Raw genomic sequence first — 25,084 nt, 5'->3', positions numbered from 1 at the left:
AGCAGGTCGTCCTACACTGCGCGGTATGGGCGCGAGGGAAGTGCCGCACGACGCGATCACCGAGGCCGCCGAGGCGGTCGCGGAGAAGATCGACGTCTTGCTCGAACGCGCCACCGATCACGTCCTCGGCGCCCCGCAGCCCGGCTCGGAAGCGTGGCGGCAGCAGTGGGATTCGCGCGACACCGAAGCCTGCCGCGCCGCGCTGGCACATCGAGCGCGGATCAAAATCGCGATCGCCCGAGCGGCCGGGGTGGCCCCGCATCACGAGCTCGACCGCGCCCGACGAGCCGGGGTACTCGCTGACGAACCCGCCTCCGAGTCCTCGGCGAGGCCACCACGGCGCCGGCGCCGTGGTGGCCGGCAGTGGCGACCAGCTACCGATGTGGTGAGCTCTATCGCAGTCAGTGGTCAGGTCGAGAAGCCGATGCTCACGAGAGATGGGGGCGCTGGCCCTTCTTCTCCGCCGACGGTTTAGGCGACGCTGCGGTGCGCTACTTGCGAAGTCAGACGCCAGGGAGCATTAATTGCCCGGCAGCTATGGGCCCTCGCCGGGCGCGCGGGGTGCAGACACTGGTGGGGCGCTCTGTGAGGTAGCGCGTCAGGTGTGGGCGGAGAGGTGGAAGGCTCCACGTCTCGGCTAGCTGCTCGACATGGGCGAGGACGGAATCCGGGGGCGTGTCTTCCCAGCGGGCGGTCTCGGTCGCCCCGTACTGGGGCATGTGGTCGCTGGTGTAAGCGGGAGAGAGGCCAAGTTCGTCCCGCCACCAGGCGATGACGGCTTGTTCGAGGTTGTAGGCGTTGTCACCGGTGGGCACATCTAGGCTCCAGGCGAGTTGCCAGCCGAGCCGGCGGTGATCGTCGATGCGTCTGCCACTGCGGTTGGCGCACCCGATCTTGACGGCGTCTCGATCCGCGACGAGGTAAAGGGTGGCAGGGCCGGCATAGGGAAATACGCTGTGGCAGTAGCGACAGATGCCGCGGCCCTGGGCCACGTTGCTCAGGGTCGGGGCCACGGTCCTGCCGCACATGTGGCGGCATCGCCAGGGCTTTCCACTTCCTGGATAGGGCTCCAGCGGTTCGAGTTCGGAGCTGTTCATGATCGCGCGCGGTCGGCTCTGGCATGAGAAGGCGGGTGGAGGCGTCTTGGGCCGCGCAGGAGCGGCAGCCGCCCTGGCCTCGTTTGGTGTTCGTGTACGTGGGGCTGACTTCGCGGCCGCAGCGCGCGTGTCGACATCGCCACGGACGGTCCACGCCGGGGAATGGCTCCAACGGTTCCAATCCGGCGCTGCACATGAGCGCGGCGGCCTCGTCGTGGTTGAGCAGTTGGGCGGTATGGGCTGCTTCCTGACCGCATTCACGACAGGGCCCCTGCCCAGCGGCGAGGTTGCCCAACCGTGGGGTGACGACTCTGCCGCAGGTCGCGTGCCGCGCCGGCCACGGGACCGAGGATGAGCCTGGGTACGGCTCCAGCCGTTCCAGCCCATGATCGCGGAAGTACGTCTCAGCGGACTCAGCGGACCACACAGTGAAGCCTTGCTGGACGAGCCAACACGGTCGGCACGCGGTGCCGTTTCTCCGGACCGCATCCAGGGTTGGTGTACGCACCTGCCCACATGGTTCGTGCCGACACCCCCATGGCTTGCCCGCGCCGGGGTATGCCTCAAGCGGCTCGAACTGGGCTGCCCGCATGGTGCTCTCGGCGCTATCGGCAAGTCCGGCTCGACGGGTCGCACCCCGCTTCTCACCAGCGCACCGCCGGCAAGCCGTTCCACGCCTCCTGACGTTCGAAAACAAGGGAGCGATCTGCTCCCCGCACGGCTCGTGAGTGCATGGCCACGGAATACCGGAGCCTGGGTACGGCACCAGCGGCACGCATCCCGCAGCGCGCATGATGAGCGCTGCCTCAGCCGGATCAACCTTGCGTGTCACCCCGCCAACTCCCGTCCTGAGCCACACAGTAAAGGACCGCCGCGCCGAGAAGCATCATGCCGTGAGGAGGCCCGACTGGATGCCGGTGACCCGCACGGATGTTTTTCGGTTCGCTTGGTCTCACAACGACCAGGAGACCATGAAGCTTCGACATAAAAAGATGGCGACTGGGCAGCGCATTGTTGTGCCTGGCCGGCCGGTTGTACCCCACGTCGTCGTGGAACCAGAAGGGTGCACTCGGGCTAACCCGAACCTGGGGTGCAAACTGCGCAGATTCACCACTGCTGAAATCTGTGGGCGGGGGGGTGAAGTGCCACCCGAGGCGATCACCGAGGCCACCGACACCGTCCCGGGAGCGCCACAGCCCAGCTCGGATTCGTGGCAGGCGGCGTGGTCCGTCCGAGAAACCGACGCCGGCCGTGCCGAGCTCGCGCACCGGACCAGGGTGAGAATCGCGATCGCGCGGGCCGCCGGTGTGGATCCACTCCCGGAGCTCGGGCGCGCCGGGCGTGCAGGGATCCTCGCCGGCGAGACCATCGCCGAGTCGCCAGGGAAGCCGCAAAGGCGATGCCGGTCGGGGACGGTGACGATCAGATGTAGAAGTGGTGACTGTCAAAAATGCTCTCTACCATTATCAACGCACTCTGAATGAGGAAGAGTCACCAAAAGTCCGAGGTGGTTGCATCAAGCGCTATCGGCATCACTGGCAGGGATTCACCCGAGCCTGTGCCCGTTCTGACAAGCGCATCCTGCCCGTCACGCCAACGCGGTCCGCGACCTGTGCAATCTCTTCTGCGTGAACCTTGTCCGCGTCGAGATGGTTGAGCGCTGACGCAGCGAGCACAAGCGCCAGCACGCCGAGGTACTCAAACATGTGCGCCGTCGCCGCGTCCTCGCGGGGAGTTCGCCGCAGGAACAGCGGTGGCACCGTCTCGTTCGCGTAGCGATCTGTGACGTAGTTGGTGGGGGTGACTGAACCAGCACATCGTGCGGTAGCAGGAGTACGCCTCCACGCCGCCGGGTTCTAGGTCGTCGCACATCTGCTTGAACGAGCGAGCTTGCGCGTTGGAGAAGGACTCGTGGTCTTCGTCGCCTGGCGTCGGTACCTCGAGCCCCGAAGCCGCCCACGACCGTGACTGCCTGAGTGTGTCGGCCATCAGACGACGTGATCGGTAGTCCTCGTTGAGCAGCGCTTGTACGCCGTCTGGCACCAGTGCGGACCACTGCGCCGTGATGGCGCACTCGAACGACAGGCGCACCAGCGGCGCTGCCTCTAGCCACTGGCCGTCGCAGATGAGCTGAGCAGCAACCTCGCCCGTGCGGTAGGCGTGGGCGGCAAGGCCGCTCACGGAGTGCAGGCGGGCATCGTGGTAGCGGTCGGGGTTGATCTGCGCGCGCGTGTGCCAAAGCTGCACGAGGTCAGCCGTGGCCCCGGCAATCTCTTCGCTCGTCGGCTCCGTGGTGCTCATGCTGTCGAAGATAGGTTCCGCCGCCGACAGTCCACGCCGTCCGAGCACGTCAGCCACAACCGCGCTCACTCCTACGCCGCCGCTGACGGCTTACGGCGCCTGCTGCGTGTCCGTGGGAGAATGCAGCAGGCTGCGAGGCCGCAAGCACAATCGCTTCGGCAGCAGGAGCGAAGCCCTGAGCGGCGCACCTACACTCGGACCCGACATGGAGCGAGGGGAAGTGACATGGATGCATCGCCGCCGTTTGTACAGGTGGTCGCATTGATCATCCCGCCTGACATTCAGGCAGGCCTTGCCGCGGGGCGGTTAGTGCAGTCGAGCCCCGGGATCATTCGCAACCTACAGGGGCACATCGTCAAACATCTCGACGAGGTTCCACTCCCACAGAATGGCCTGGCGAACGCACAGCGTGCCGCAGCGGCGATCCTGAGGGACAAGCGTGTTGTCACCGTCATCGTGGTGACGACTGTCGTAGGCAGCGCCGCGACTGTCCTCGCTGTCCGGGAGCGGCGTCAGGCCAAGAGGCGCGTCGCCGCGCTCAATGCTTCACTGATCGCCTACCTTGAGGCAGCGCGTGACGCTCGGCTGGAGGAGGCCACCATCGACCGCCTGCTCGCTGACCTTGGCGCCGCCGAGGCCCACTCGAAGCACGGGAACGTTGCGGTCGCTACCACGCTGGTCGAACTGGTGATGGACTACACGAGCAAGCTCGCAGAGGCCAACTCGGTCGAGTTGGACGACCTCGATACGCCTTCGGCTGGAGAGGCCACGGTGGTGGACCTCCGCCGCCACCTCGAAGCCCAGCGCGGCATCTTCCATGGCGCCGCCTGAGTCTTCAGGGCTGTTCTTCTCTCGGCGGCTATCCGCGCCCCTTCACTTCAGGTGCCGGTACAGCGTGGTGCGGCCCACCCCGAGGATCTCGGCGATCTCGAGCTGGCTCATGCCGTTGTCGCGCATCAGTTTCGCCTGCTTGATCTTCTTCGGTGTCATCTTCGGCGGCCGGCCGACGACGCGGCCGCGGGCCCGGGCGGCGGCGAGGCCGGCGGAGGTGCGTTCGCGGATGAGGTTGCGCTCGAACTCTGCGAGCGCGCCGAAGATCGAGAAGATGAGCTTGCCGCCGGCGGTGGTGGTGTCGATCGCTTCGGTCACCGACCGGAACCCGATGCCGCGCTCCTCGAGCTCGGTGACCACCTGCAGCAGGTGGGGGAGCGAACGACCGAGTCGGTCGAGCCGCCACACCACGAGCGAGTCTCCCTCGCGCAGGTGCGAGAAGAGGTCGTCGAGTTGCGGCCGGGCAGTGGTGGCACCGCTGGCGGTGTCGGTCCAGATCCGAGAACACCCCGCGGCGCTCAGTGCGTCGCTCTGTAGATCGAGGGTCTGGTCGGCGGTCGAGACCCTCGCGTAGCCCAAAAGTTCGCTCACGAGGCGACACTGTTCCATAACCCACCGAACGCTCATTCTGAAACATCGGTTATGGACACGAGTTTCGGAACATCCATCGTCTCTGGTCGCCGATTCCGGGCGTCGATGTTTCAAATACGACCGTTTTCGGAACGTTGGCCGGTGAACCTTTCACAGGACGCCGACCGGATCCCGGAACGCACACGTTGATGAGGTCAGGTGGAACGGAAGTGGCCCCACCCGGGATGGGTGGGGCCACTGGGCTGGGGAGTGCGGAGGGGTCAGCTGCCGAACGGGCTTCCCTGCCCGGATGAGGAGCCTGTGCTCCCGGTGCTGCCGGAACCGGTGGGTGTGCCCGGGCCGGTTGTCGGTGGGGTTTCCATGCTCGTCTGGTCGATGGCGATGATGGGGGCGTGGTCTCCGAGGGGTTCGTCGGTGACGTAGATCGGGATCCGGTAGACGCGGCCGTCGTCGCCGCGGAGTTCGAGGTGGTGTTCTCCGGCAGGGACATTGGGGACGGTGAAGTCGATGACCGCGGTGCCGTTCTCGTCGACCGGGAAGGTGCCCAGGTCGATCGGATTGGACCAGAAGGAACCGTGGAGGGTCTTGAGCGCGTTCCCTACTGCTCCCACTGCTCCGCCGACGGTGGTGCTGACCACGGCCCACACGTGTGAGGCGACGTTGACCACGACCTGATCACCGGTGAGTCCGCCTTCGTTGCGGGCGTGGGGGGTGTGCCCCAGCCCGGAGAACAGGATTTGTCCTCCGCAGGTGGTGGTGTACTGCCAGGCGTCGTTGACCACGGGGCATTGGATCGACATGGCCGGGTACAGCGTGTGGGCGTTGGGATGCCCCGTCCCCAAGAGCAGTGCGTTCAGTCCGTCCGCGGTGCTCGTGTCGCAGACGAAGTCGCCGATCATGCAGATCGATCGCACGAGATCTGGATTCGCATTCATGAACTCGGTGGCCTGGGCATCGGCGATACGGGCTCCGACGGACACGCCGGCGCCATTGGTGGAACCGAGCTTCCAGAAGGCCCCAACGTTCTCTGGGCGGTCCGGTCGATGGGACGGGTCACCGATGAGGACGATCTTCCGCACCTGATCGAAGGTGTGGTTGCCGCCGCGTTGCGCGTTGCCCATGGCCTTGTTGATGACGTCGGCACCTTGGGAGTATCCGGCGAGCACGACGCTGGCGTTGTTGCATTCCCATTGGATGTCACGCAGTGCGCGCGCGAGCTGGTCCGCGCCGATACCCACCGATCGCTGGTAGCGGTCGATGTAGGCGTCTACTCCGCCGTCCCCGACCGGGATTGCCGGGTACGCGATCGCACGCGGTTTCGGCTTGGCGGACGGCGCATACTTTGCTGCTTGATATGCGAGTTCCTCGAAGACCGCCGTGACGGGCTCACCCATACCGGTGCTGTCCGCACCGGTGCCCTTCGTGTACACCGGATCCGCCGGGAGGGACGCCTCGTACTGCTCCAACGACGGCCCGGCCGATTCCCTCGCCCGCGGCGGCTCGTCGGACCCGCGCACACCCACGAAATACGTGTCCGAACAGGTCGCGGGATTCGTGCCTGGTCCTCCCCCCGTGTCCGGATCCGGGTTCGTTCCTTCGGTCAGCCCGACCACGCTAACCGGAGTCGTTCGGTCGGTGGTGGTGCCATCACCCAACTGCCCGGACGAGTTGTAGCCCCAGCATTCGGCAGTGCGGTCGGACATCAACGCGCATGTGTGCAGATAGCCGGCGGTGATGGCGGTGGCACCGGCGAGCCCGACCACGTCGCCCGGGAACGGCGTCCACGAGTCGGCGTATCCGTTACCCAACTGCCCATTGCTGTTGTAGCCCCAGCATTTGGCGGTGCCGCCGGGTGCCAATGCACACGTTTGAAGAGTGTTGGCAGTGATGGCGGTGGCGCCGGAGAGATCGACTACATCGGTCGGTGCCGCGTAGTGGCCGGTGGTGCCGTTGCCTATCTGTCCCTGCACGGCGTTGCCCCAGCATTTGGCCGTGCCGCCGGGCATCAACGCACACGTGTGATACCCGCCGGCAGCAAGGGCGGTGGCGCCGGCGAGAGCCTCCACATCGACGGGCGTCGACGAGCCTGTGTTGCTGCCGGTGCCCGTGCCCAACTGCCTGTGCTCGTTGCTGCCCCAGCATTTGGCGGTGCCGCCGGGCATCAACGCACACGTGTGATCCCCGCCGGCAGCGAGGTCAGTAGCGCCGGAGAGACCGGGCACATCGGTCGGCGTTGACCGATCAGCCCCGCCGGTAGCGTTGCCCAACTGCCCGTACCAGTTGTATCCCCAGCATTTGGCGGTGCCGCCGGGCATCAACGCACACGTGTGGTTCCACCCGGCGGTGATGGCGGTGGCCCCGGAGAGCCCGGCCACCGCGACGGGCGTGAGCCGATCGGTGGTGGTGCCGTCCCCCATCTGCCCATGGTCGTTGAGGCCCCAGCATTTGGCGGTGCCGCCGGGCATCAACGCACACGTGTGGTTCCACCCGGCGGTGATGGCGGTGGCCCCGGAGAGCCCGGCCACCGCGACGGGCGTGAGCCGATCGGTGGTGGTGCCGTCCCCCATCTGCCCATGGTCGTTGAGGCCCCAGCATTTGGCGGTGCCGCCGGACATTAGGGCGCACGTGTGACTACCTCCGGCGGTGAGGGCAGTCGCGCCGCCCGATGCTGCCGCCGCTGTGGTGGTTACCGGTGCGGCCCCCGCGGGCGCCACCGTTCCGGGTGGTGTGACGGCACCACTCACGACGAGGATCGCGATCACCACTGTGACCAGATATGACCACGATGGTCGGGCGAATACCTTGGTGCGCAGCATCGGACATCCCCTCGTAAATGATCGGCTCGGTGTGCACAAGAGAAACCTTTGTAACGTATGTCGTATCGACGCGGTGCCGATAGCGGTCGTTCAGGCGACAGAGACGACCAAGATCTGCAGGTGCGATACGCGGCCACGGTCCCGCACCGCGCTACGCAGGGTGCACCAGTACTGGTCGGCAGCCAAGGGAACTCCCTGGAGAAGACGCACCCAGTGAGCAGGGACGTGTTCCGAAAACCCCTGTTCGGGTGGAACATTCCTGTGGGGAGTTCGGATACCGGTCGTTTTCCGAACAGGGGGAGTGGCGGCCCCCAAAGGGACCAAGATGGCGCACGCCGTGTTGGTAGCGAGTGCCCATCAGGCTGTGCGTCATGACAAAGGACCGCGACTGGCTCCCGAGGGGGCCAACATGGCGCGTGCGGTGTTGGCAACACGGCAAGAGCCGCCAGGCAATCATCCTGGCGGCTCTCGTCGTGCGGATCCCTCGTGGCGTCTACTTGAGCTCGATGGTCATCGATCCGATCTCGTCCTGACCCCGGAACGTGCAGGCGACCAGCTTCACGGGGGTTGTCGTGTCGGACAGCTCGTACGCGATCGCGTAAGGGACAGTGCCGCCCTTCTTGATCTTGTTCATCTGCGACTCGCGGAACGCAGCGTCCGGCAGTGAGCCGACATCAAGCTTGTTCTCCGCGTTGGGGTCGTTGTCCTGGTACGCCTCGAAGTGGCTAAGCCACGCCATCCCCGGACCCGTCTCCTCGCCGGAGACGTTCGTCGTGGCGTACCAGAATGCGATGACGGGCTTCTTGCCATACTCGTTGCCCTTCTCACCTACTTGAATCGTCTTCACGTCGGTGATCTTGATCACGACGTCGTTCGTCGTGAGGACGTTGTCCTTGAACGACGCCTCGGCAGGAGCCGCGGCCGGCGCGTCGACGGCGACTGTCGAGCCCGGCGTCGGTGCGGCAGGCGATCCTGCCGTGCTGCAGCCGACGAGAGCGATAGACGCGATGCCGACGGTCGCGATGGTGAGAGAGAGCTTGCTGATGCGGTGCATGTGGTGTCCCTTGGTGAATGTCGAACAATGATCAGAACCTGTGGATCCCGGGAGGGCGCGCCTTCCCGGACAATGATCTTGGTCTCGAACTAGAACATAACGGACACCTGTCCATGAACTTGCCGTATCAAGCGAAAACCCGGACAGGCCAACCACTCGACCCGACACAGCACCCGCGACCTCGATCACTTGCGCCATGGTCCTCGAGCAGCACGCTGCCGCGGCACCCATCGCGACCTGACACACCCACGTAAACCCCACGCGGGCCCACGCCGCGCCACCGAGCGTGCACCGGTTCTGGCCAGTCACGACGCTTTCGGTGTTCCAAGTCCGGAGTCGATCGCCAACCTCGAGCGGCGGTGTTCCGAAAACCTCTGTCCGAGTGGAACAGTCCTGTCGGTGGTTCGGATATCGGTCGTTTTCGGAACGGCGTGATCGGTGGGCGCTGCGGGGCCGGATTCGGCCGACGCCCGGAGCGCACGCGTTGATGAGGTCAGGCCGAACGACAGTGGCCCCACCCGAGATGGGTGGGGCCACTGGGCTGGGGAGTGCGGATGGGTCAGCTACCGAACAGGCTTCCCAGGCTGGAGGTGCTGCTTCCCGGATCTTGTGGCTGTCCCGTGTCGTCACTGTCCACTTCGGTCACCGACAGGACGGGCACCTCGTCGGACGAGGAGACGTCGCCGACGGTCACTGGGATGGAGAACTGCCGGTTGTCTGCCGTGTGAACGATGAAGTGGTGATCACCGTTCTCCGCAGACGCGGGCACGGTGACTTCGACCGTGGCGTTGCCGTCCTGATCGGTTTCGAACGCCCCCACCTGGATGGGGTTCGAGGCGAAAATGACTGATCCGGGTATCTTTTTCGCCCAATTTGAAACCGTGATCATTACCTTTTGTGCGGGATTGAGCGACGGGGGCGGCGTCGACGCTGTCTTGGGAACGGAGTAGCCCGTTTTCGACATGATGCTGTACGCCGCGCACGTGTAGACCGGCACATTGCTCATACCGTTCACGTGGCAGGTCTGCCGAGTCGATTCGTACTTGTATGACTCATGAATCTTCATGGCCGTGATGTTGGTGTACGGATCGTTTATGCCTGGATCGCAGATCGCGTCGCTCTGGAGGCAGAACGAGGTGATCACGCCCGCGTGGCTGCGCGCAAAGTCGGAGGTGTCGGCGTCTGCGCCCGACAGTCCCATCCTGGCGACAATGCCGCGCCCGCTCTTGCTGGCACCGCCATGATCTTGGGCGGTTCCGCCGCGCCTGTTCGGGTCACCGAAAAGCACCACGGCCTTGACCAGGCTGAGTGAAGGATAGTTCCCCGCCTGGGCGTCGGCGAGATACTTGTTGATTACATTTGCGCCCTGCGAGTATCCGGCGAGGGCGATGCGCGGGTTGTGAGCCCCGCACTTCGCCTTGATGGCGGCGATCACAAGGTTCAGGTTCTGTGCGCCGTATGCGACCGATTTTGCGTAGTCGCCGAAGTAGTACCCGGGGTCCCACCAGTTCACCGGAATCGCGGGATAGGCGAGACTGATGATATTGAAACCATAGTCCACGGAGGGTTGTGTTTGCAGTGCTCGGAAAGTTGCGGAAACGGGGCCGCCGATTCCCAAATCGTTCTGGTTGGGATCTAGATAGGCCTTCGGGTGCGCATTACCGAGATAGTCGCTCAAACTCACGTTCCTCGGCGGCTCATCTGAACCGCGCACGCCGATGAAGAATCGGTCCGTGCACACCGCATCCGGCGGTACGAACTTGTCCCAGTTCCCGCCCCCCGTTCCCCCTGGATCCGGGTACGGATCCGGATTCGTGCCTCCGACCGCGCCGATCACGTCGACCGGAGTCCACCGATTGGTGGTGGTGCCGTCCCCCAACTGCCTGCGCTCGTTCGAGCCCCAGCATTTGGCGGTGCCGCCGGGCATCAACGCACACGTATGATCTTGACCGGCGGTGAGGGCGGTCGTGCCGGAGATCCCGGCCACGTCGACCGGGGCCGACCGGGTTGCGATGGTGTCGTCCCCCAGCTGCCCGGCCCCGTTGGAGCCCCAGCATTTGGCGGTGCCGCCGGGCATCAACGCACACGTGTAAATACCGCCGGCGATGAGGGCGGTAGCGCCCGAGACACCGGCTACCGCGACGGGGGTCGATCGATCGGTGGTGGTGCCGTCCCCCAGCTGCCCCTCCTCGTTGTAGCCCCAGCATTTGGCGGTGCCGCCGGGCATCAACGCACACGTGTGAATACCGCCGGCGGTGAGGGCGGTGGCGCCGGAGAGGTCGGCTACGGCGACGGGGGTCGATCGATCGGTGGTGGTGCCGTCGCCCAACCGCCCGTACCCGTTGTAGCCCCAGCATTTGGCGGTTCCGCCGGGCATCAACGCACACGTGTGAATACCGCCGGCGATGAGAGCGGTGGCGCCGGAGATCCCGGCCACGTCGACCGGCGTCGACCGGGTTTCGGTGGTGCCATCCCCCAGCTGCCCCCAATCGTTCCAGCCCCAGCATTTGGCGGTTCCGCCGGGCATCAACGCACACGTGTGAACACCGCCGGCGATGAGAGCGGTGGCGCCGGAGATCCCGGCCACGTCGACCGGCGTCGACCGGGTTTCGGTGGTGCCGTCCCCCAGCTGCCCGGCCCCGTTGGAGCCCCAGCATTTGGCGGTGCCGCCGGGCATCAGCGCACACGTGTGCATACCGCCGGCGGTGAGGGCGGTGGCGCCGGAGAGACCGGCGACCTCGACGGGCGTGAGCCGATCGGTGCTGGTGCCGTCACCTAACGCACCGTACTCGTTCCAGCCCCAGCATTTGGCGGTGCCGCCGGGCATCAGCGCACACGTATGAAAATACCCGGCGGTGAGGGCGGTGGCACCATTGAACACCGCCGATGTTGTGCTCACCGGCTCCGCGCCCGCGCGTACCGCCGTGCCCGGCGGCGCCACGACCCCGCACACCATGAGGACCGCGATCACCGCCGCGACCAGATACGACCACGATGGTCGACCGAACACCTTGCTGCGCAGCATCATGCATCCCCTCGAGAATGGGCGGTTCGCGCGAAACGGAGAGAAACCTTTGTAACCTATGTCAGATCGACGATGTGCCGGTATCGACTGTTCGGACGACAGAAGCGCCCGACATCTGTGTTAGCGATGCGGGGTTGTGGTCACCACACTGCGGCCGCGCGGGGTACGCCAGCGCTGGTCGGCCACGAAGGCACTCCCGGACGAGACTCACCCGGTGAGCATGGTTGTGTTCCGAAAACCTCTGTCCGAGTGGAACAGTCCTGTCGACTGTTCAAGTATCGACAGTTTTCGGAACGAGGGTACGAGATATTAGCGTGGCGCCCCTCGCGCGCAGCGGCGGGTACCGGCATCGGATTTGATTCGGGTGCTGGGGTGCTGGGGACATAACAGTGGCCCCACCCGTGGATGGGTGGGGCCACTGCCATCGGGTTGATGAGAGGCTAGCTACCGAACAGGCTTCCCGACCCGGACGAGGAACCCGTACTTCCGGCACTACCGGTGCTGCCCGCGCTGCCGCTGCCTGGGTCGGTGGTCGGTGGTAGGTCGGGCGTGCTGCCGTCGATGACGAACAGGGTCGGTGCCGGATCCACCGGTTCGTCGGTCACGTAGATGGGGACGATGTAGGTGCGTCCGTCGCTGGCGACGAGTTCGAGGTGATGTTGTCCGGGTGGGACGTTGGGGACGTCGAACTCGATGATCCCGCGGCCCTGATCGTCGAGTTCGAAGATGCCCAGGTCGATCGGCTCCGATTTGAACCACCCGTGCAGCCACTTCTCGACGGTCTTCCCGCCCTCGATCGCGGCACCTCCGGCCCCGATCGCCATCACGGGAACAGCAGTGATTGCCGAAACGATGTGGTTGCCGGCCTTGACGGCCCACTCACCGGCCGTGGGGCCGGACGTCGGCCGGGCCACTGGTGTGTATCCGAGGCCGGACACGAGGAACTCGGCGGCACAGTCTGTCGAGGTCTGCCAGGCATTGCCGACGGCGGGGCACTGCATCTTGGTCGACGGGTAGAGGGAATGGTTCCCGGTAGTTCCGGTGATGGGCGCGACGGCGTCGGCGATTTCTCCGGTACTGGTGTCGCAGAACAGGTCACCGAGGGTGCAGATCGATGACACCAGGCCGCGGTGGGCGTTCTTGTAGGCGATCGCATCATCCGAGGCGATACCGGCCACAACGGCCGCTCCGGTGCCGTTACCTGCCCCGATCCCGCCCGCGCCGACGTTCTCGGCGCGGATGGGCCGGTGCGACGGATCCCCGATCACGACGATCTTGCGGACCTGCTGCATCACCTTGTCCGCCAGACCTGCGCGGTGTTCGAGTGCCATCGCCGAATTGATGACGTCGGCGCCCTGGGAATACCCGGCGACCACCACCTTGGTGTTCGGGCAGGAAACCTTGATCGCCCGCAGTTCGGTACGCAGGTTCTCCGCACCGATGGCTATGGACCGGAGGTATCGGGGTGGGTCAAAGACAAAATCCGGTACGGGGATGGCGGGATAGGCGATCGCGCGTTGCGCGATGCCGGTCGCCGCCAACGACGGAATCTCGTCAGCCTGGTAGCGGAAGTTCCTGAGGGTGCTGCCGATCGGTGTGCCGAAGCCGGCTGGGTCGCCATTCCTCGGGTATGAGGTAGGCAACGGGCGGCCGTCCCGGGCCGCGGCCTCGTAGTCCTCCAGCGACTTGTCCTGCGGCGCTTCCTCGGAGCCGCGGACGCCGAGAAAATGAACTCCAGGACATGTCGCGGGCTCCGGGTCCGGATCGGGATCCGGGTTCGGGTCCGGGTTGGTGCCTCCGGTCAGGCCGATCACGTCGACCGGTGTCAGACGTTGAGTTTCGGTGCCATCACCAAGCACCCCGGCTACGTTGGAGCCCCAGCATTTGGCGGTGCCGCCGGATATCAACGCACATGCGTGGTGAGAGCCGGCATTGACAGCGATGGCACCGCTCAGACCGATCACATCGCCCGGCGTCCCTCGATCGGTGAGAGTGCCGTCACCCAATTCCCCCTCTCGGTTGTTGCCCCAGCATTTGGCGGTGCCGCCCGGCATCAATCCACATGTGAAAATTCCGCCAACGGTGAGGGCGGTGGCGCCGGAGAGGCCGGCCACGTCGACCGGGGTCCCCCAGCCGGGGGTGCCCATAGGCTGGGACCAACCGTAGGTGAAACCCCAGCATTTGGCGGTGCCTCCGGGCATCAACGCACACGTGTGTAATACGCCAGCGGCGAGAGTGGTGGCGCCAGTCAGACCGATCACGTCGACCGGCGTCAACCGATCGGTCTTAGTGCCGTCACCCAACTGCCCGTCCCCGTTACTCCCCCAGCATTTGGCGGTGCCGCCGGGCATCAATGCACACGTGAAACTTCCGCCAGCGGCAAGGGCGGTGGCACCGGAGAGACCGGCCACGTCGACCGGTGTCGACCGGTTGGTGGTGGTGCCGTCACCCAACTGCCCGGACGCGTTGTATCCCCAGCATTTAGCGGTGCCGCCGGGCATCAACGCACAGGTGTGGCCATAACCGGCGGTAAGGGCGGTGGCACCCGAGAGACCGGCCACGTCGACCGGTGTCGACCGGTTGGTGGTGCTGCCGTCACCCAACTCCCCGTACCCGTTCCAGCCCCAGCATTTAGCGGTGCCGCCGCGCATCAACGCGCACGTGTGGATGCCACCGGCGGTAAGGGCCGTAGCGCCGGAGAGACCGACCACGTCGACCGGTGTCCGGCTATAGGTGTTGGTGCCGTCCCCCAACTGCCCGTGGTTGCTGCCCCAACATTTGACGGTGCCACCCGACATCAGGGCGCACGTGTGGAAGTCACCGGCAGCGAGGGCGGTCGCGCCGCCCGACGCAGCCGCCGCTGTCATGGTTACCGGAGCTGCTCCTGCGGGTGCAGCGGTGCCTGGTGGCGTGACCGCACCACCTACGATCAGGACCGCGATGATGGCCGTGATCAGACATGGCCACGATGGTCGGGCGAATACCTTGCTGCGCAGCGTCATACATCTCCTCGAGAAGGGTCGGTTCGCGCGAACGGAGAGAAACCTATGTAACTTATGCCGGATCGATCATGTGCTAGTACCGACCGTTCAAAGGACGGAGACGCCCGGCTTGTGCGATAAGCGATACACGTCCGTGCTCACCGCTCCGCGGTCTTGCAGGGTGTGCCAACGCTGATCGGGCGATGAAGGCCCTCCTCGAAGGAGGCTCACCCAGCGAGTATGGGTTGTGCTCCGAATACGTGTACCTTCACTCGATCGTCGACGGACTCTCCTCCTCGTCCACATCGAAGCGCTATCCGATGAAATCGGCCTAACCGCAATCGGTTTCATCAAACGAGCCAAGGGCGTTCTGCGTCATACGCGGCACCGCCCGGTTCACCCGGGTGGTCGCCGACAACGGGGCCTGCGACCACTCCGCGGTGTTCGTTCGCACCCTCGCCGAGGTCCGGACCAGTTCATCTTCCCCTGTACCCCACGCCACAACGGGAAGGCAGCTACGACCGGGTCCTGGCCGAGGAGTTCCTCTACGCCCGCGAATGGACCAGCGAGACGTAGCGGGCCCACACGCTCGAGGGTTGGAACATCCACTGCACCTACCTTCGGCCCCACACTGCCGCGGGGATCGGCCACCGGCGCCACGGCTCCACGCCGGCGTCACCGATATCGTGAGCTCATGTAGCTAGCGCTCTGAGGAGCCACGGGCCTGGCGTAGTTGGTGGTCGCGGATCTCAGCCTCTTCCCGCGCGATTCGCTTTGCGATGCTGCGCTTCTTGACTGCACTGTAGGTGTTTAATCCACCAACGAGTAAGCAGACGAGTCCGAAACCCCACACCCAGGCAGCACCAACACTGAAGCCGATCGCCGCGGCGAACAGTCCTACCGGAATCAGCAGCGCCGACTGCATTTGCCGCTTCTCGCCGCGTGTGAAGTACCCGCTGTTGTCGTTCCATCCCATCTTGATTCCCCTTTGCTAGTTGGTTTCGGCCAGTCGCTGCCCTCAGTGGGGTAGCGGCGGCTGTTTCGAGTGGGTCAGGCGCCTAGGGAGCCGAGGGAGCCGAGGGAGCCGAATCCGATTCCGCCGGGCAAGGACGGGATGGTGTCGTTGGGGATGATGTGCGGCTTGGCCGGCGGGGTGGCGGTGCCGCTGACGGTGATCAGGTGCGGCTCGTAGCCGAAGCCGTTGCATCCCCAACGGATTGTGTAGTTGCCGGCGGGGACGTCTGCGATGGTCACAGTGGTGGTGTTGCGGGGGGCGACTCCAATATTAAGGAATTCGAAGCTTGTGGGGCCGTTGCCGCGGACCGAGCAGCCGGCATTGGTGTAGGAGTCATTGTTGGCGATGGAAACGACGACGGTGTTGTTTCTGGGTGTGGTCAGCGTCAGTGTGGGGTTCACGGCGGCCTGGGCGGTGCCGGTGGACATGAGGACGGCGGCCATGATGCTAATCCCCGTCAGTGCCGGGCGGGTGGCGGTGTGGGCGGGAGTCGAGGTGCGTGTCATGTGTTCCTCCGTGGGTTGGAAATGGTTGTACCGATGGACAATTGGTCTTCGTCAATACCTCAGGCCCCTAAGCTGCGGGACCGACTTCCGACTCTGTAGGTGAATCACGTCAGACGGCATTGGGTGTTGGTGGTCGTCTGGGGGGAGAAGCGGATCAATCTCTGTTGAGCCGACCCAGTGTGGTATCCGAATCGGTGTGCAGCCGGTGTGTTCGGGTTCGTCAATCGCGACGTGGGCGCGTGTGTAGCTCGGGAGGGCTGCGGGCTGGACTGTGTTTTCGATGTTCTCGATGCGGGTGAGTGTTTTCGTGTTCAGTGTGTGAACATCCGGGGCTTCTGCAGGGCCGATGTCGTGCTCGGCTCATCGTCCTTGCAGCAGTTGGTCGCTCGGGCGATGTCGTGGAGGGTGCAGTAGCCGTCCTCGATCGCGCGGACGAGGAGTGCGATTTTGCTGTTCGCCGGGCGCTGTGCCTGGTGGTACTTGTCGCGGATACGTGTCAGGTGCGTGTGCACAGTTGCGGGGGTGATGAACAGGCGGTCGGCGACGTCGTGTTTCGAGTCGCACACGAGCCAGGTGGTGAGCACTTGTTCTTCGCGCGCGGTCAATGACGGGACCGGTGAGGTCCTGGCCGGGGCGGACAGTACCTGCGGTGGTGTCATCAGTGGTGGCTCCTCGCGGTCGCACTCGCAGAGTCAATGGTTATCGGATGCCGAGGACGATATGACCGCTTGGTCGGTAGCGGATAGACCCATCTTTCGGGGGCCCCTTTTCAGGGGGGTTTATGAGCGGTGCGAACGAGTGCGAGTGCTGCGGGCGCGGGTGGCTCGGCGTCTCGTTGATGCAATCGACGGATCGTGTTGACCGGCTGGGTGTTGTCGCCGGTGTCGTGATGTGGTGGCTGTCAGAGGCGTTGGTGGACGTGTCCGGTGTCGTCGATCTCGTGCAAGTGGGATACGTGATCGTCGTCGACCGATATCGAGACGGAGGCGACGGCGGATCGTCCGGTGGGGAGCAGGCGCACGGTTACTCGTCCGGCGGGGGCTATGTGCAGTGCCTGCGAGGCTGCGACATGGATGGCGCTGGTGACGGTGTCGTCGAGGGGGTGGGGTCCGCGGGCGTCGACGAGCATGACGTCGATTCCGCGGGTGCGGGCCTGGTAGGCGGCGTCGTCGAGGTCAAGTGTGGACATCAGTGGTGCCAGGAGACGGTCGCGTAGATGTGCTTCGATCAGTTCGCATTCGGCGCGCTGTGTTTCGGTCAGCGTCTCGTTGTGGGCGATGCGTTCGAGGAGGGGGCGGACCAGGTGGTCGAGGTGGCGTAGTTGGCGGCGTCGTTCGTCGGCTGCGGCGGTGTCGGCGGATAGTTCGGCGATGCGTGCGGTTGTCTGGGCACGCAGGGAGAACACCGCTTTGGCGGTCGGGCGCAGCGTGAACGACAGCAGTGCGGCCATGGTCAACGGTGCGGCGTCGATCGCGACCAGCGCGATCCCGGCGGTCGCTCCCTGTCCCGTGTCCTGCGCCCAGAATGCGAAGATCGCGATCATGCCGGCGAGCCCTATCCAGGGGGCGATGCGGCGGCCGCGGACATTCATGAAGCAGTAGATCGCGGTGCCGCCGCCGTGGATCCATGTCTGCAGCGAGGACTGTGCGGCCGGCGTGGTCACCGACAGCACGAGGGCACACGCCACCGGCCCAGACAGTGTCAGCGCGATCGTCGCCGCCGTGGGCAGGGGATCACCGGGGGCGAGGACCAGGGTGATCGTTGCCGCCACGAGAACGAGCGTGGCGGCGATGGGAGGCCACGGGGTGGTGACCTGGTCGGCGGAGGCGACGGTGACGGTGGCCATGGCCGCGAAGTAGCAGGTGAGGATCAGCCACGCGCCGCGGGCTCTCATGCCGAGCAGGTCGCGGACATCTTCTTGGGGGTAGGCGGCCATCAGTGGGCAGACCATTCGAGGGTGACGTGGGTGCCTTCGCCGCGTCGGGAGGTGATGGTGGCGGCTCCGCCGGCGAGGTGGGCCATCCGTCCGTGGATGCTCACCGCGATCCCCAACCGGTCGGCGGGAACTCTGCGCGGGTCGAAACCTGCACCGTCGTCGACGATCTCCACACCCAGCCGGTCCGGGCTCGCGGTGACGGCCACCGAGGTGGTGGCGGTGGGGCCGGCATGGCGGCGGCTGTTCCGCACGGCTTCGGCGACGGCGGCGGCGAGGGTGCGGACCGTCTCGAGGGGATACTGCGACCGCTCCGATGCGGCGGTGTCGTCCGTGGACCGAAAGCGTGCGTGCCGGTCGGCCGCGCTGGTGGCCGCTCGGATCTGTGCGATCGCGTCACCGACGGATACACGCGCGTCCGCCTGGATGGTGGTCGATTCGTCGAGGGCGACTAGTGCTTTGTGGGCGTGCTGCGCGAGTTCGGCGGAGGCGTCTTGGCGGGCGGCGGCGAGCAGTGTGGACATGACGTCGTCGTGGGTGAGGCGGTCGAATCGCAGGCGTTCGGCGGTGCGGGCCTGCGCGGCAGCGGCTTCGGAGGTGACCGCATAGGCCTGGGCGCGGGTGGAGTCGAGGACCGCGGCGGTCCGCTTGGCCATGACGGCGGCAGTGAAGGAGATGAGAGAAAAGGCGAAGGCCCAGGCCATGTCGGGCAGCAGCGGACCGTTGAGCTCCGGGGCACGCATCGTGTGATTGATCGTGACCGTGGCGGCCACCACGATGCACAACACGGTGAAGGCGTAACCCGGCCGCAGCGCGATCGCCGCGGCGAGCGCGGCAACTCCGCAAAACATCGAGAACCACATATCGGAGCCGTCGAGGAGTTGCCCGTTCCACCCGAACCACCACGATCCGATCGCGATCAGGTAGCCGGCGACCGCGGCCGCGGCCGCCATCTGCACTCGCCGGGCCGAAGCGCGCCACGACAACGGCCCCAAGGCGATGCCGGTTCCGAAGACCAGCAGCAACGCAAGGGCGGTCCACCACGTGTTCATCACCGCCAGTGATGCTGTGACCGCCGGAAGCGTCACGACGGCGTAGGCGAGGTAGCCGACGGCAACGAACAGCGCCAACTGCCGCAGAATCCGCAGGCCCGCGGTCTGATCACGCTCGTCGTCTGTGGATATCAGCGGCGGGGAGAAGGTAGCCATCCGTCCTCGATTCCACGCTTGTACAGATCGATCTTGGTGGGGGCAGGTCGGCCCGCAGCGCTGTATATGTCGCGAATGTCGGACACATAGCCGGGGACCGTGTCGGCCGAAAGTTTCAATGCTTTGGCGACCCCCGCGGTGGACACGCCGGCGGCATACAACTCGAGCACCCGGCGAAGTCGGGGCGGCAGATCGACGAGCCCCTCGTCGGCATCGATGGCGGACGCCCACTCGACCGTCGGCACCATGGTCCCGGAAGCGGCAGCACGCAACGCGGCGACCAGGACCGACTCACGGACGTTCTTGCGTAGCACTCCGAGGACGCCGGCCTTGGCGGCCACCCGCACCAGATACGGATCGCCGGAGGTGTACACCAGCGCGGGAATGCCTGCCTCCCGCAGCAGCTCGACGTTGGTGTCCGGGGACGAGCCGTCCTCAAGGAGCAGATCCAACACGACCACATCGATGTCGGTTGTCTGCGTCAGCAACTCGGGAACGGTGCTCGCCGCCGCGACCACCTCCATATCCGGTTGCTCGCCGACGATGGCACGTAGCCCCCGCACGATGGCATCGTGATCGTCGACCACACCGATCCGCCACCGCCCACCCCGTTGTTCCGTTTCCACGGCGACAATAATGACGGAGTGAAGACCGCGAACGGACGAGATAGCGCACATCACATCATGGTGTCCCCTGGCCGGCGTGGATCGACCGGTGTGGACGTGGGCGCCGCCGCAGCGTCGATACGCTGGCTACCCCTATGCATCTTCACAAACCCGCATCACCACACGCATAGGTTGCACCTCCATCAGACGAAGTTGACACGTTCCCGTACATACTCCGACTGCACCTGGCGCCCCGGCTATCGGCCGATCGGATGAAATACACGTCTCGAGGTCGACAAACCACTGGCTCCACCGCAATCTAGGCTCTGCGCTTCTCTGATCCCCACTTTCCGCAGAAAGACACCAGCAAACGCAAAACCTGCACTAACGTCCAGGTCGCTGCCCTTGTCCTCATGGACGGTCGGAAACGCACCCAGACCTATCCGAGTCCCAGGGCCGGTGCCGGATGTATGCCAGCCGAGCGGGGTCGGCGGCATCATGCAACCGATTCAACACCACACCAGGCACCACGCCTGCCGACCGCAACATGGCTCGAACACAGTTAACTGACTGAACAAGGAGACGTATGCAACTCCGTGCAAAATCAGCGGTCGCCGTGCTTGTCGCCTGCGGCGCGCTGATACTTGCGTCCTGTGCTTCCGAAAGCGACTCGGCTACATCGGGGGACGTCCCGTCGACCACTGAAGCAAGCGAGCTATCGCAGCAGCCGCAGGAATCGGAAACACCGAAACCCGCTCCATCACTTGTCGATCCGGTCGAGTTCTCTTTCAACCCGCGCGGGCAGCTGACCGGGTACTTCTTCACCACACCGACGGGGCTCTGGCGCTGTGCAATCCTGATCGACAGCGCACAGCAAGGCCCGGATTCCCAGATGGCCGGCTGCCAACCCAAGACCAGCACGGACCTCAACGTCGCTGGCGCTCCACTGGTACCTGACCATGCCCCCGGTAATCCGGTACCACCGAATGCGATTCTCGTGAACAGAACTGACGAGGCGCGGTTCGCAAGACTGAGCCAGGCACTGTTCTGGCGCACGGACGGTGTGACTCCGGTCCTTGGCTACGGTCAGACGCTCTCCACCGACGAATTCTCCTGCAACGTGCAGGAGGCTGGCGTGTCGTGCCGCTCCGACGGTTCAGACCACGGGTTCACCTTCTCGACAGATAGATACCAGTACATATACGTCGAGGCGCTCTCAGCGCCAAGCGCAACGCCAGTACAAGCGGCGGCAACGCCGGATGGACCGGAGCCAGTACTCGGGCGCGTCTGGGCGCCAAATCAAAACGGTTATGGCGAGGTCCGGCCCGACAGAATCTACAACGGCGGCAGTCCATCCGGGCTCATCTACGACGTCGTGTGGCAGGACTGGGGCGGCGAGCAGGCTACCGGCACCGGCCAGTCGCCGAACGTGAAGATCGCGCGCACCGTAGCCGATGCGCCGTTCGAGCCAGCGACCGTTGTTGCCTACGATCTCGGGGAGTGCGAGGGCACATGGATGTATCGCTCGCTCGTCTGGTTCTTCCCCAGCAATGGGGACACCTTCGAATCGGCCAAGCAGTATTCGACGAATTTGTGCCAGTAGCACGCCTACGGCGAACCTGACACAGCCACCGCTCCCAAGCGTGCCGCTGGCGGATCGTGCGGAACCGTCACTGCAGCGGATGGGATCTCACGTGACGTGTTAGTAAAGAGCGGGAACACCACGTGCCCCGAGGCGATGACCGTGATGAACGCAACCTGTCCGGTGCTCTACGACAAGCCGCTGGATGGAATGGACTACGGAGACTGGAACTGCAGCCTGCGTCCCGGCAGGTGAGATTCTGTTCACGTGCAACAATCCCTGCCTGAACGGGAGCATCGTCATCTACCGCTCTCACGATGATCCTTACCGGTAGATCCGACGGTGCGCTCTCGGCAGGGAAGAGCGTGAACGACAGAAGGGGTTGCTGCACGCTCAGATGACAGGTTCGGTTACGCAGACTGACTGACATGTCATTGCCTCGTGCCCTCATTCGCGCTGACTCCGAGCTTTACCCCGCATCCATTTCGACCTTGTCACCACATGGATCTCGAAGTCGCAGGCGATCTGATCCAGCGTCACCCCGGCGTGACCGGTACGAGACGTCGTCGCGGAACTCACCCGGAGATAGGGCTTGGCACAGCTGCATCCGTCCAGCCTGCCCATCTGGGCAAGCCCACTCAGACGTCACCTGATCGTGCAGCAGTCCCTTTAGTTGGTGCGTGAGATCGGGCCACCGCCACTTACCGCCGAACTCCACAGCCGTCGATCCTCAGTCGATCAGTAGTCGGATCGTCCGACGGCTCTCCTTCATCCCGTTCCCTTCCATCCGCGTCGTCCGCATTGTTGTCGAGATGCAATGGGGATTAGCGGGGACGCGCTGCTCTACTTTGACGGATTCCGGGCATGTCGTGTGCTGTCGCTGATGTGGGCCGCGCGACGCCGGTCGAATGCTCGTCCCCAGCAGTGCCGACGGCAGCAGTCCATCCCGTCGTGCTGTCGGTGTGAAGGACTGTGGCCGCCCACCCTGGTCCGGTGGGCGGCCACAGTTCATGAGCGGTGGTGGTGTCGGCAGGTCAGGATGTCCAGCTCGCAGAACCGACACTCCCGAGTGACCCGAGTGACCCGAGTGACCCGGTCGCGGGCGGGGTGGTGTCGGTGACGTCAAGGACGACCGGCAGGACGGCGTCGTCACCGACGCCGTTCGAGGCAGTGATCGTGAACTCGAACCGGTTACTGGTGGTGGGGGTTCCGTGCAGGATCCCATCCGCGGAGAGGATCAGGCCGCCGGCCAGGGTTCCGGCGGTGACGGTCACGGTGGGAGCGGGTCGCCCGGTGACGGTGAAGGCGTGGTGGTAGGGCTGGCCGACGGTTCCGGCGGGAGCGGTGCCCGAGATGGTGGGCGCCTGATCGATCCGGATCACCGACACCGTGCCGTTGTTCAGGTTGGTGGCGTAGGCGCGGGCACCGTCGGGGCTGACCGCCACCCCGAACGGATCCGCGACCGAGATGGTCGCGGTGACGGCGGGCGGAGACCCGCCTCGATCACCACCACAAGCTCGCGAAATGGCTGATCCACGAGAACCAAGTGGTCGCCGTCGGAGATCTCGCGGTGACTGGGCTCGCGCGCGCACGGCTGGCGAAGTCCGTGCACGCCGCCGGCTGGTCGACGCTGCTCCGGCTGCTGGAGGAGAAGGCCACCCAGTACGTCCGGCAAGTGATCCGGATCGGCAGGTTCACGCCGTCGACCCGGACGTGCTCGCAGTGCGGGCAGGTGGGCGACGCGAAGCCCCCGCGCGTCCGCCAGTGGACGTGCGACTGCGGCGCCCACCTCGATCGCGACTACAACGCCGCGGTCAACATCCTCGACGCCGCTGGGCTGGCGGAGTCGCCAAACGCCCGTGGAGGGGACATCAGACTGGCGCTCGCGTCAGCAGACCCCAGTGAAACGGGAACCCACCGAACAGACCCCGACCGCCCGGTCGAGGCTGCGTAGGAATCCCGGTCGTTCACGGACGGGAGGAAGTCAAGATGTACGCGATCTTGGTTCGCCGATGGATCGCCGGATGGTCGCGCCAACCCAAGATCCCATCGATCACGAAGCACACCACTATCACGGCGAACGCTGCCCAAAGCCCCATCGTGTCTCCGCCTGTCCTGTCGCCGCTCGCTACCCGTCCTGTCGATCTTGATCTCCGACTTGAGCGTGTCGGGATTCGGGGAGCGAGGAACCAATGCGGCCCCTGCACCCAACCAGAGTGCAGGGGCCGGAAGTGCACGGCGCGGCGCTAGTCGCAACAGGTGACCGCGCCCGGCCCTATCGGTGTCAAGCGGTGTTGAAGCACCTCCACCGACGGCCGCGACACTACCGTCTGACGCCGACAGTGCCCCTGCCAGAGTCCTTTTGGGCGTGGGATTTCAGACGTCGAGCAACTCGGTGACAGCATGGTCGCGGAGGTACTCGCGGAGGTAGGGGAGGGTGAAGTCGACGTATCCGCGACCGGTTGCACGGACGAGTTCGGCGTCGATCAGCCTCTGACGGTACATGCTCGCGTACCCGGGGGTGACGCTCATCCGATCGGCGATGACGCTGGTGCGCGACGGGCCATCGTCCACGGCCATCGCCGCCAGGTAGGTCCGATCGACCGCTGACAGGCCCCTGAGCGCCGGTTCGTAGATCATCTGCCCCATCCGGCGGGGAGCGTTCTGCGCGGCGGCTGCGGCGTCGGCAGCAGTAACAGTGGCCGCTTCACGGTTGGTGCGCCACGCGAGATCGCCCACCAGCTGAATCAGGAAGGGATAGCCGCGTACGGCGGCCGTGGCGATCGTCAGGGCGTCGTCGTCGATGCTTCGTCCCGCCGATTCGATGGGAACCCGCAGCGCGGCCGCGACGTCCGGGTCTGCCACCGAGCCGAGGTCGATGCGGTGGGCGCGGCGCAGGAACGTCAGCACGGAGTCCGACAGCAGGTCCGAGACGGAGGCGGGGAGCCCAGCCGCGACGATCGCGACGTCCTGGCCTTCGCGGACGGCGTGCTGGTAGGTGGTGAACAGCTCGCGGAGCTCGTCGACGTGGCCGGCGTGCACTTCGTCAACGGTGATCAGCACTCCCGTGTCGTGCCTGGCGAGCAGGGACGTGAGCTGCTCGAGCTGGGAGCGCAGCGTCGGCCGGGGTTTGTGCTGATCGTCGACGGTCGACGTCGCGGACACGGGCCCGGCGCTCAGCCCGGTGACTCTGCGGCGCACGTTGTCGGGGTCGTACTCGGCGAGCAGGCGGGGGAGATGGTCGGTGGCCAGGCGTTCGATGAGCCCTGGTGTGGCTGTCTCTGCGATGACGAGCCATCCGCGCGTGCGGGCCTGGTCTTCGAGCTGGTTGAGCAGCACCGTCTTGCCGGTGCCGCGTTGGCCGGTGACGAGCGCAGCGCGGCCGAACGCGCCGGGGCCGGCGTCGAGGGCATCATCGAAGTCGGCGATTGCGTCGCCGCGTCCGACAAGCAGGGGAGGGGTGACCCCGAACGACGGGGTGAACGGGTTTCGCGCTGCCACGGGCGTCTCCTCGCCGTTAGATCTCTTTAGAGCCGTTA

General features: G+C 65.5%; 18 protein-coding genes and 1 pseudogene. 4 read left to right on the top strand and 15 right to left on the bottom strand.

Features of this window, described 5'->3' with window-relative positions:
• The first annotated feature begins 25 nt into the window (after positions 1–25).
• Positions 26–475 (top strand): hypothetical protein, encoded by a 450-nt coding sequence (locus ACQ5DX_RS29475; protein WP_430336266.1) that lies wholly within the window; start codon positions 26–28, stop codon positions 473–475.
• Positions 476–503: 28 nt separating this feature from the next.
• Here ACQ5DX_RS29475 and ACQ5DX_RS29470 read toward each other — a convergent pair whose 3' ends face one another.
• Both ACQ5DX_RS29470 and ACQ5DX_RS29465 read right to left on the bottom strand, forming a co-directional pair.
• Positions 504–1,097, bottom strand: a complete 594-nt coding sequence (locus ACQ5DX_RS29470; protein WP_430336265.1) for a hypothetical protein — start codon at positions 1,095–1,097, stop codon at positions 504–506.
• Positions 1,098–2,795: 1,698 nt separating this feature from the next.
• Complete coding sequence (locus ACQ5DX_RS29465) at positions 2,796–3,398, bottom strand: hypothetical protein (protein WP_430336264.1); 603 nt, start codon at positions 3,396–3,398, stop codon at positions 2,796–2,798.
• A 225-nt stretch (positions 3,399–3,623) separates the two neighbouring features.
• Between ACQ5DX_RS29465 and ACQ5DX_RS29460 the strand changes: the two genes are divergently transcribed.
• Positions 3,624–4,229, top strand: a complete 606-nt coding sequence (locus ACQ5DX_RS29460; RefSeq protein ID WP_430336263.1) for a hypothetical protein — start codon at positions 3,624–3,626, stop codon at positions 4,227–4,229.
• Between the two features lie 42 nt (positions 4,230–4,271).
• Here the strand turns inward: ACQ5DX_RS29460 and ACQ5DX_RS29455 are convergent, their stop codons facing one another.
• The 11 genes from ACQ5DX_RS29455 to ACQ5DX_RS29405 all read right to left on the bottom strand — a co-directional run bounded on the left by ACQ5DX_RS29455 (position 4,272) and on the right by ACQ5DX_RS29405 (position 19,984).
• Positions 4,272–4,820 (bottom strand): recombinase family protein, encoded by a 549-nt coding sequence (locus ACQ5DX_RS29455; RefSeq protein WP_430336262.1) that lies wholly within the window; start codon positions 4,818–4,820, stop codon positions 4,272–4,274.
• A gap of 260 nt (positions 4,821–5,080) precedes the next feature.
• Positions 5,081–7,636 carry a cutinase family protein gene (locus tag ACQ5DX_RS29450; protein WP_430336261.1) on the bottom strand — a complete coding sequence of 852 codons (2,556 nt, stop codon included), beginning with the start codon at positions 7,634–7,636 and terminating at the stop codon, positions 5,081–5,083.
• 493 nt (positions 7,637–8,129) lie between these two features.
• Entirely contained in the window at positions 8,130–8,690 is a 561-nt protein-coding gene (locus ACQ5DX_RS29445) for a DUF5067 domain-containing protein (RefSeq protein WP_430336260.1), read from the bottom strand.
• 559 nt (positions 8,691–9,249) lie between these two features.
• Positions 9,250–11,631, bottom strand: a complete 2,382-nt coding sequence (locus ACQ5DX_RS29440; RefSeq protein ID WP_430336259.1) for a cutinase family protein — start codon at positions 11,629–11,631, stop codon at positions 9,250–9,252.
• Between the two features lie 524 nt (positions 11,632–12,155).
• A complete protein-coding gene (locus tag ACQ5DX_RS29435; RefSeq protein WP_430336258.1) occupies positions 12,156–14,582 on the bottom strand; it encodes a cutinase family protein in 2,427 nt (808 codons plus the stop codon).
• Between the two features lie 814 nt (positions 14,583–15,396).
• The gene (locus tag ACQ5DX_RS29430) at positions 15,397–15,672 is read right to left on the bottom strand and encodes a hypothetical protein (protein WP_430336257.1); all 276 of its coding nucleotides are present in this window, start codon (positions 15,670–15,672) and stop codon (positions 15,397–15,399) included.
• Between the two features lie 74 nt (positions 15,673–15,746).
• Entirely contained in the window at positions 15,747–16,217 is a 471-nt protein-coding gene (locus ACQ5DX_RS29425) for a hypothetical protein (RefSeq protein ID WP_430336256.1), read from the bottom strand.
• Between the two features lie 311 nt (positions 16,218–16,528).
• Entirely contained in the window at positions 16,529–16,876 is a 348-nt protein-coding gene (locus ACQ5DX_RS29420; RefSeq protein WP_430336255.1) for a response regulator transcription factor, read from the bottom strand.
• Between the two features lie 242 nt (positions 16,877–17,118).
• Positions 17,119–18,153: a hypothetical protein gene (locus ACQ5DX_RS29415; RefSeq protein ID WP_430336254.1), complete on the bottom strand. Its 1,035-nt coding sequence runs from the start codon at positions 18,151–18,153 to the stop codon at positions 17,119–17,121.
• Entirely contained in the window at positions 18,153–19,358 is a 1,206-nt protein-coding gene (locus ACQ5DX_RS29410; protein WP_430336253.1) for a sensor histidine kinase, read from the bottom strand. Before ACQ5DX_RS29410 ends, ACQ5DX_RS29415 begins: the two co-directional genes overlap by 1 nt.
• Entirely contained in the window at positions 19,334–19,984 is a 651-nt protein-coding gene (locus ACQ5DX_RS29405; protein WP_430336252.1) for a response regulator, read from the bottom strand. Before ACQ5DX_RS29405 ends, ACQ5DX_RS29410 begins: the two co-directional genes overlap by 25 nt.
• A gap of 565 nt (positions 19,985–20,549) precedes the next feature.
• Here ACQ5DX_RS29405 and ACQ5DX_RS29400 point away from each other — a divergent pair.
• A complete protein-coding gene (locus ACQ5DX_RS29400; protein WP_430336251.1) occupies positions 20,550–21,566 on the top strand; it encodes a hypothetical protein in 1,017 nt (338 codons plus the stop codon).
• Positions 21,567–22,579: 1,013 nt separating this feature from the next.
• Here the strand turns inward: ACQ5DX_RS29400 and ACQ5DX_RS29395 are convergent.
• Positions 22,580–22,990 (bottom strand): hypothetical protein, encoded by a 411-nt coding sequence (locus tag ACQ5DX_RS29395; RefSeq protein WP_430336250.1) that lies wholly within the window; start codon positions 22,988–22,990, stop codon positions 22,580–22,582.
• 47 nt (positions 22,991–23,037) lie between these two features.
• Here ACQ5DX_RS29395 and ACQ5DX_RS29390 point away from each other — a divergent pair.
• Positions 23,038–23,499, top strand: a pseudogene (locus ACQ5DX_RS29390) (RNA-guided endonuclease InsQ/TnpB family protein); the annotation flags it as partial.
• Positions 23,500–23,921: 422 nt separating this feature from the next.
• On the opposite strand, the gene ACQ5DX_RS29385 reads toward ACQ5DX_RS29390, so the two are convergent.
• Positions 23,922–25,046: an ATP-binding protein gene (locus ACQ5DX_RS29385; RefSeq protein WP_430336249.1), complete on the bottom strand. Its 1,125-nt coding sequence runs from the start codon at positions 25,044–25,046 to the stop codon at positions 23,922–23,924.
• Positions 25,047–25,084 lie beyond the last annotated feature (38 nt).

Origin of the sequence: Rhodococcus sp. ACT016 (genome assembly GCF_050477185.1) — a bacterium.
Classification (GTDB): domain Bacteria; phylum Actinomycetota; class Actinomycetes; order Mycobacteriales; family Mycobacteriaceae; genus Prescottella.
This window is presented reverse-complemented; position numbering and strand designations above follow the sequence as displayed.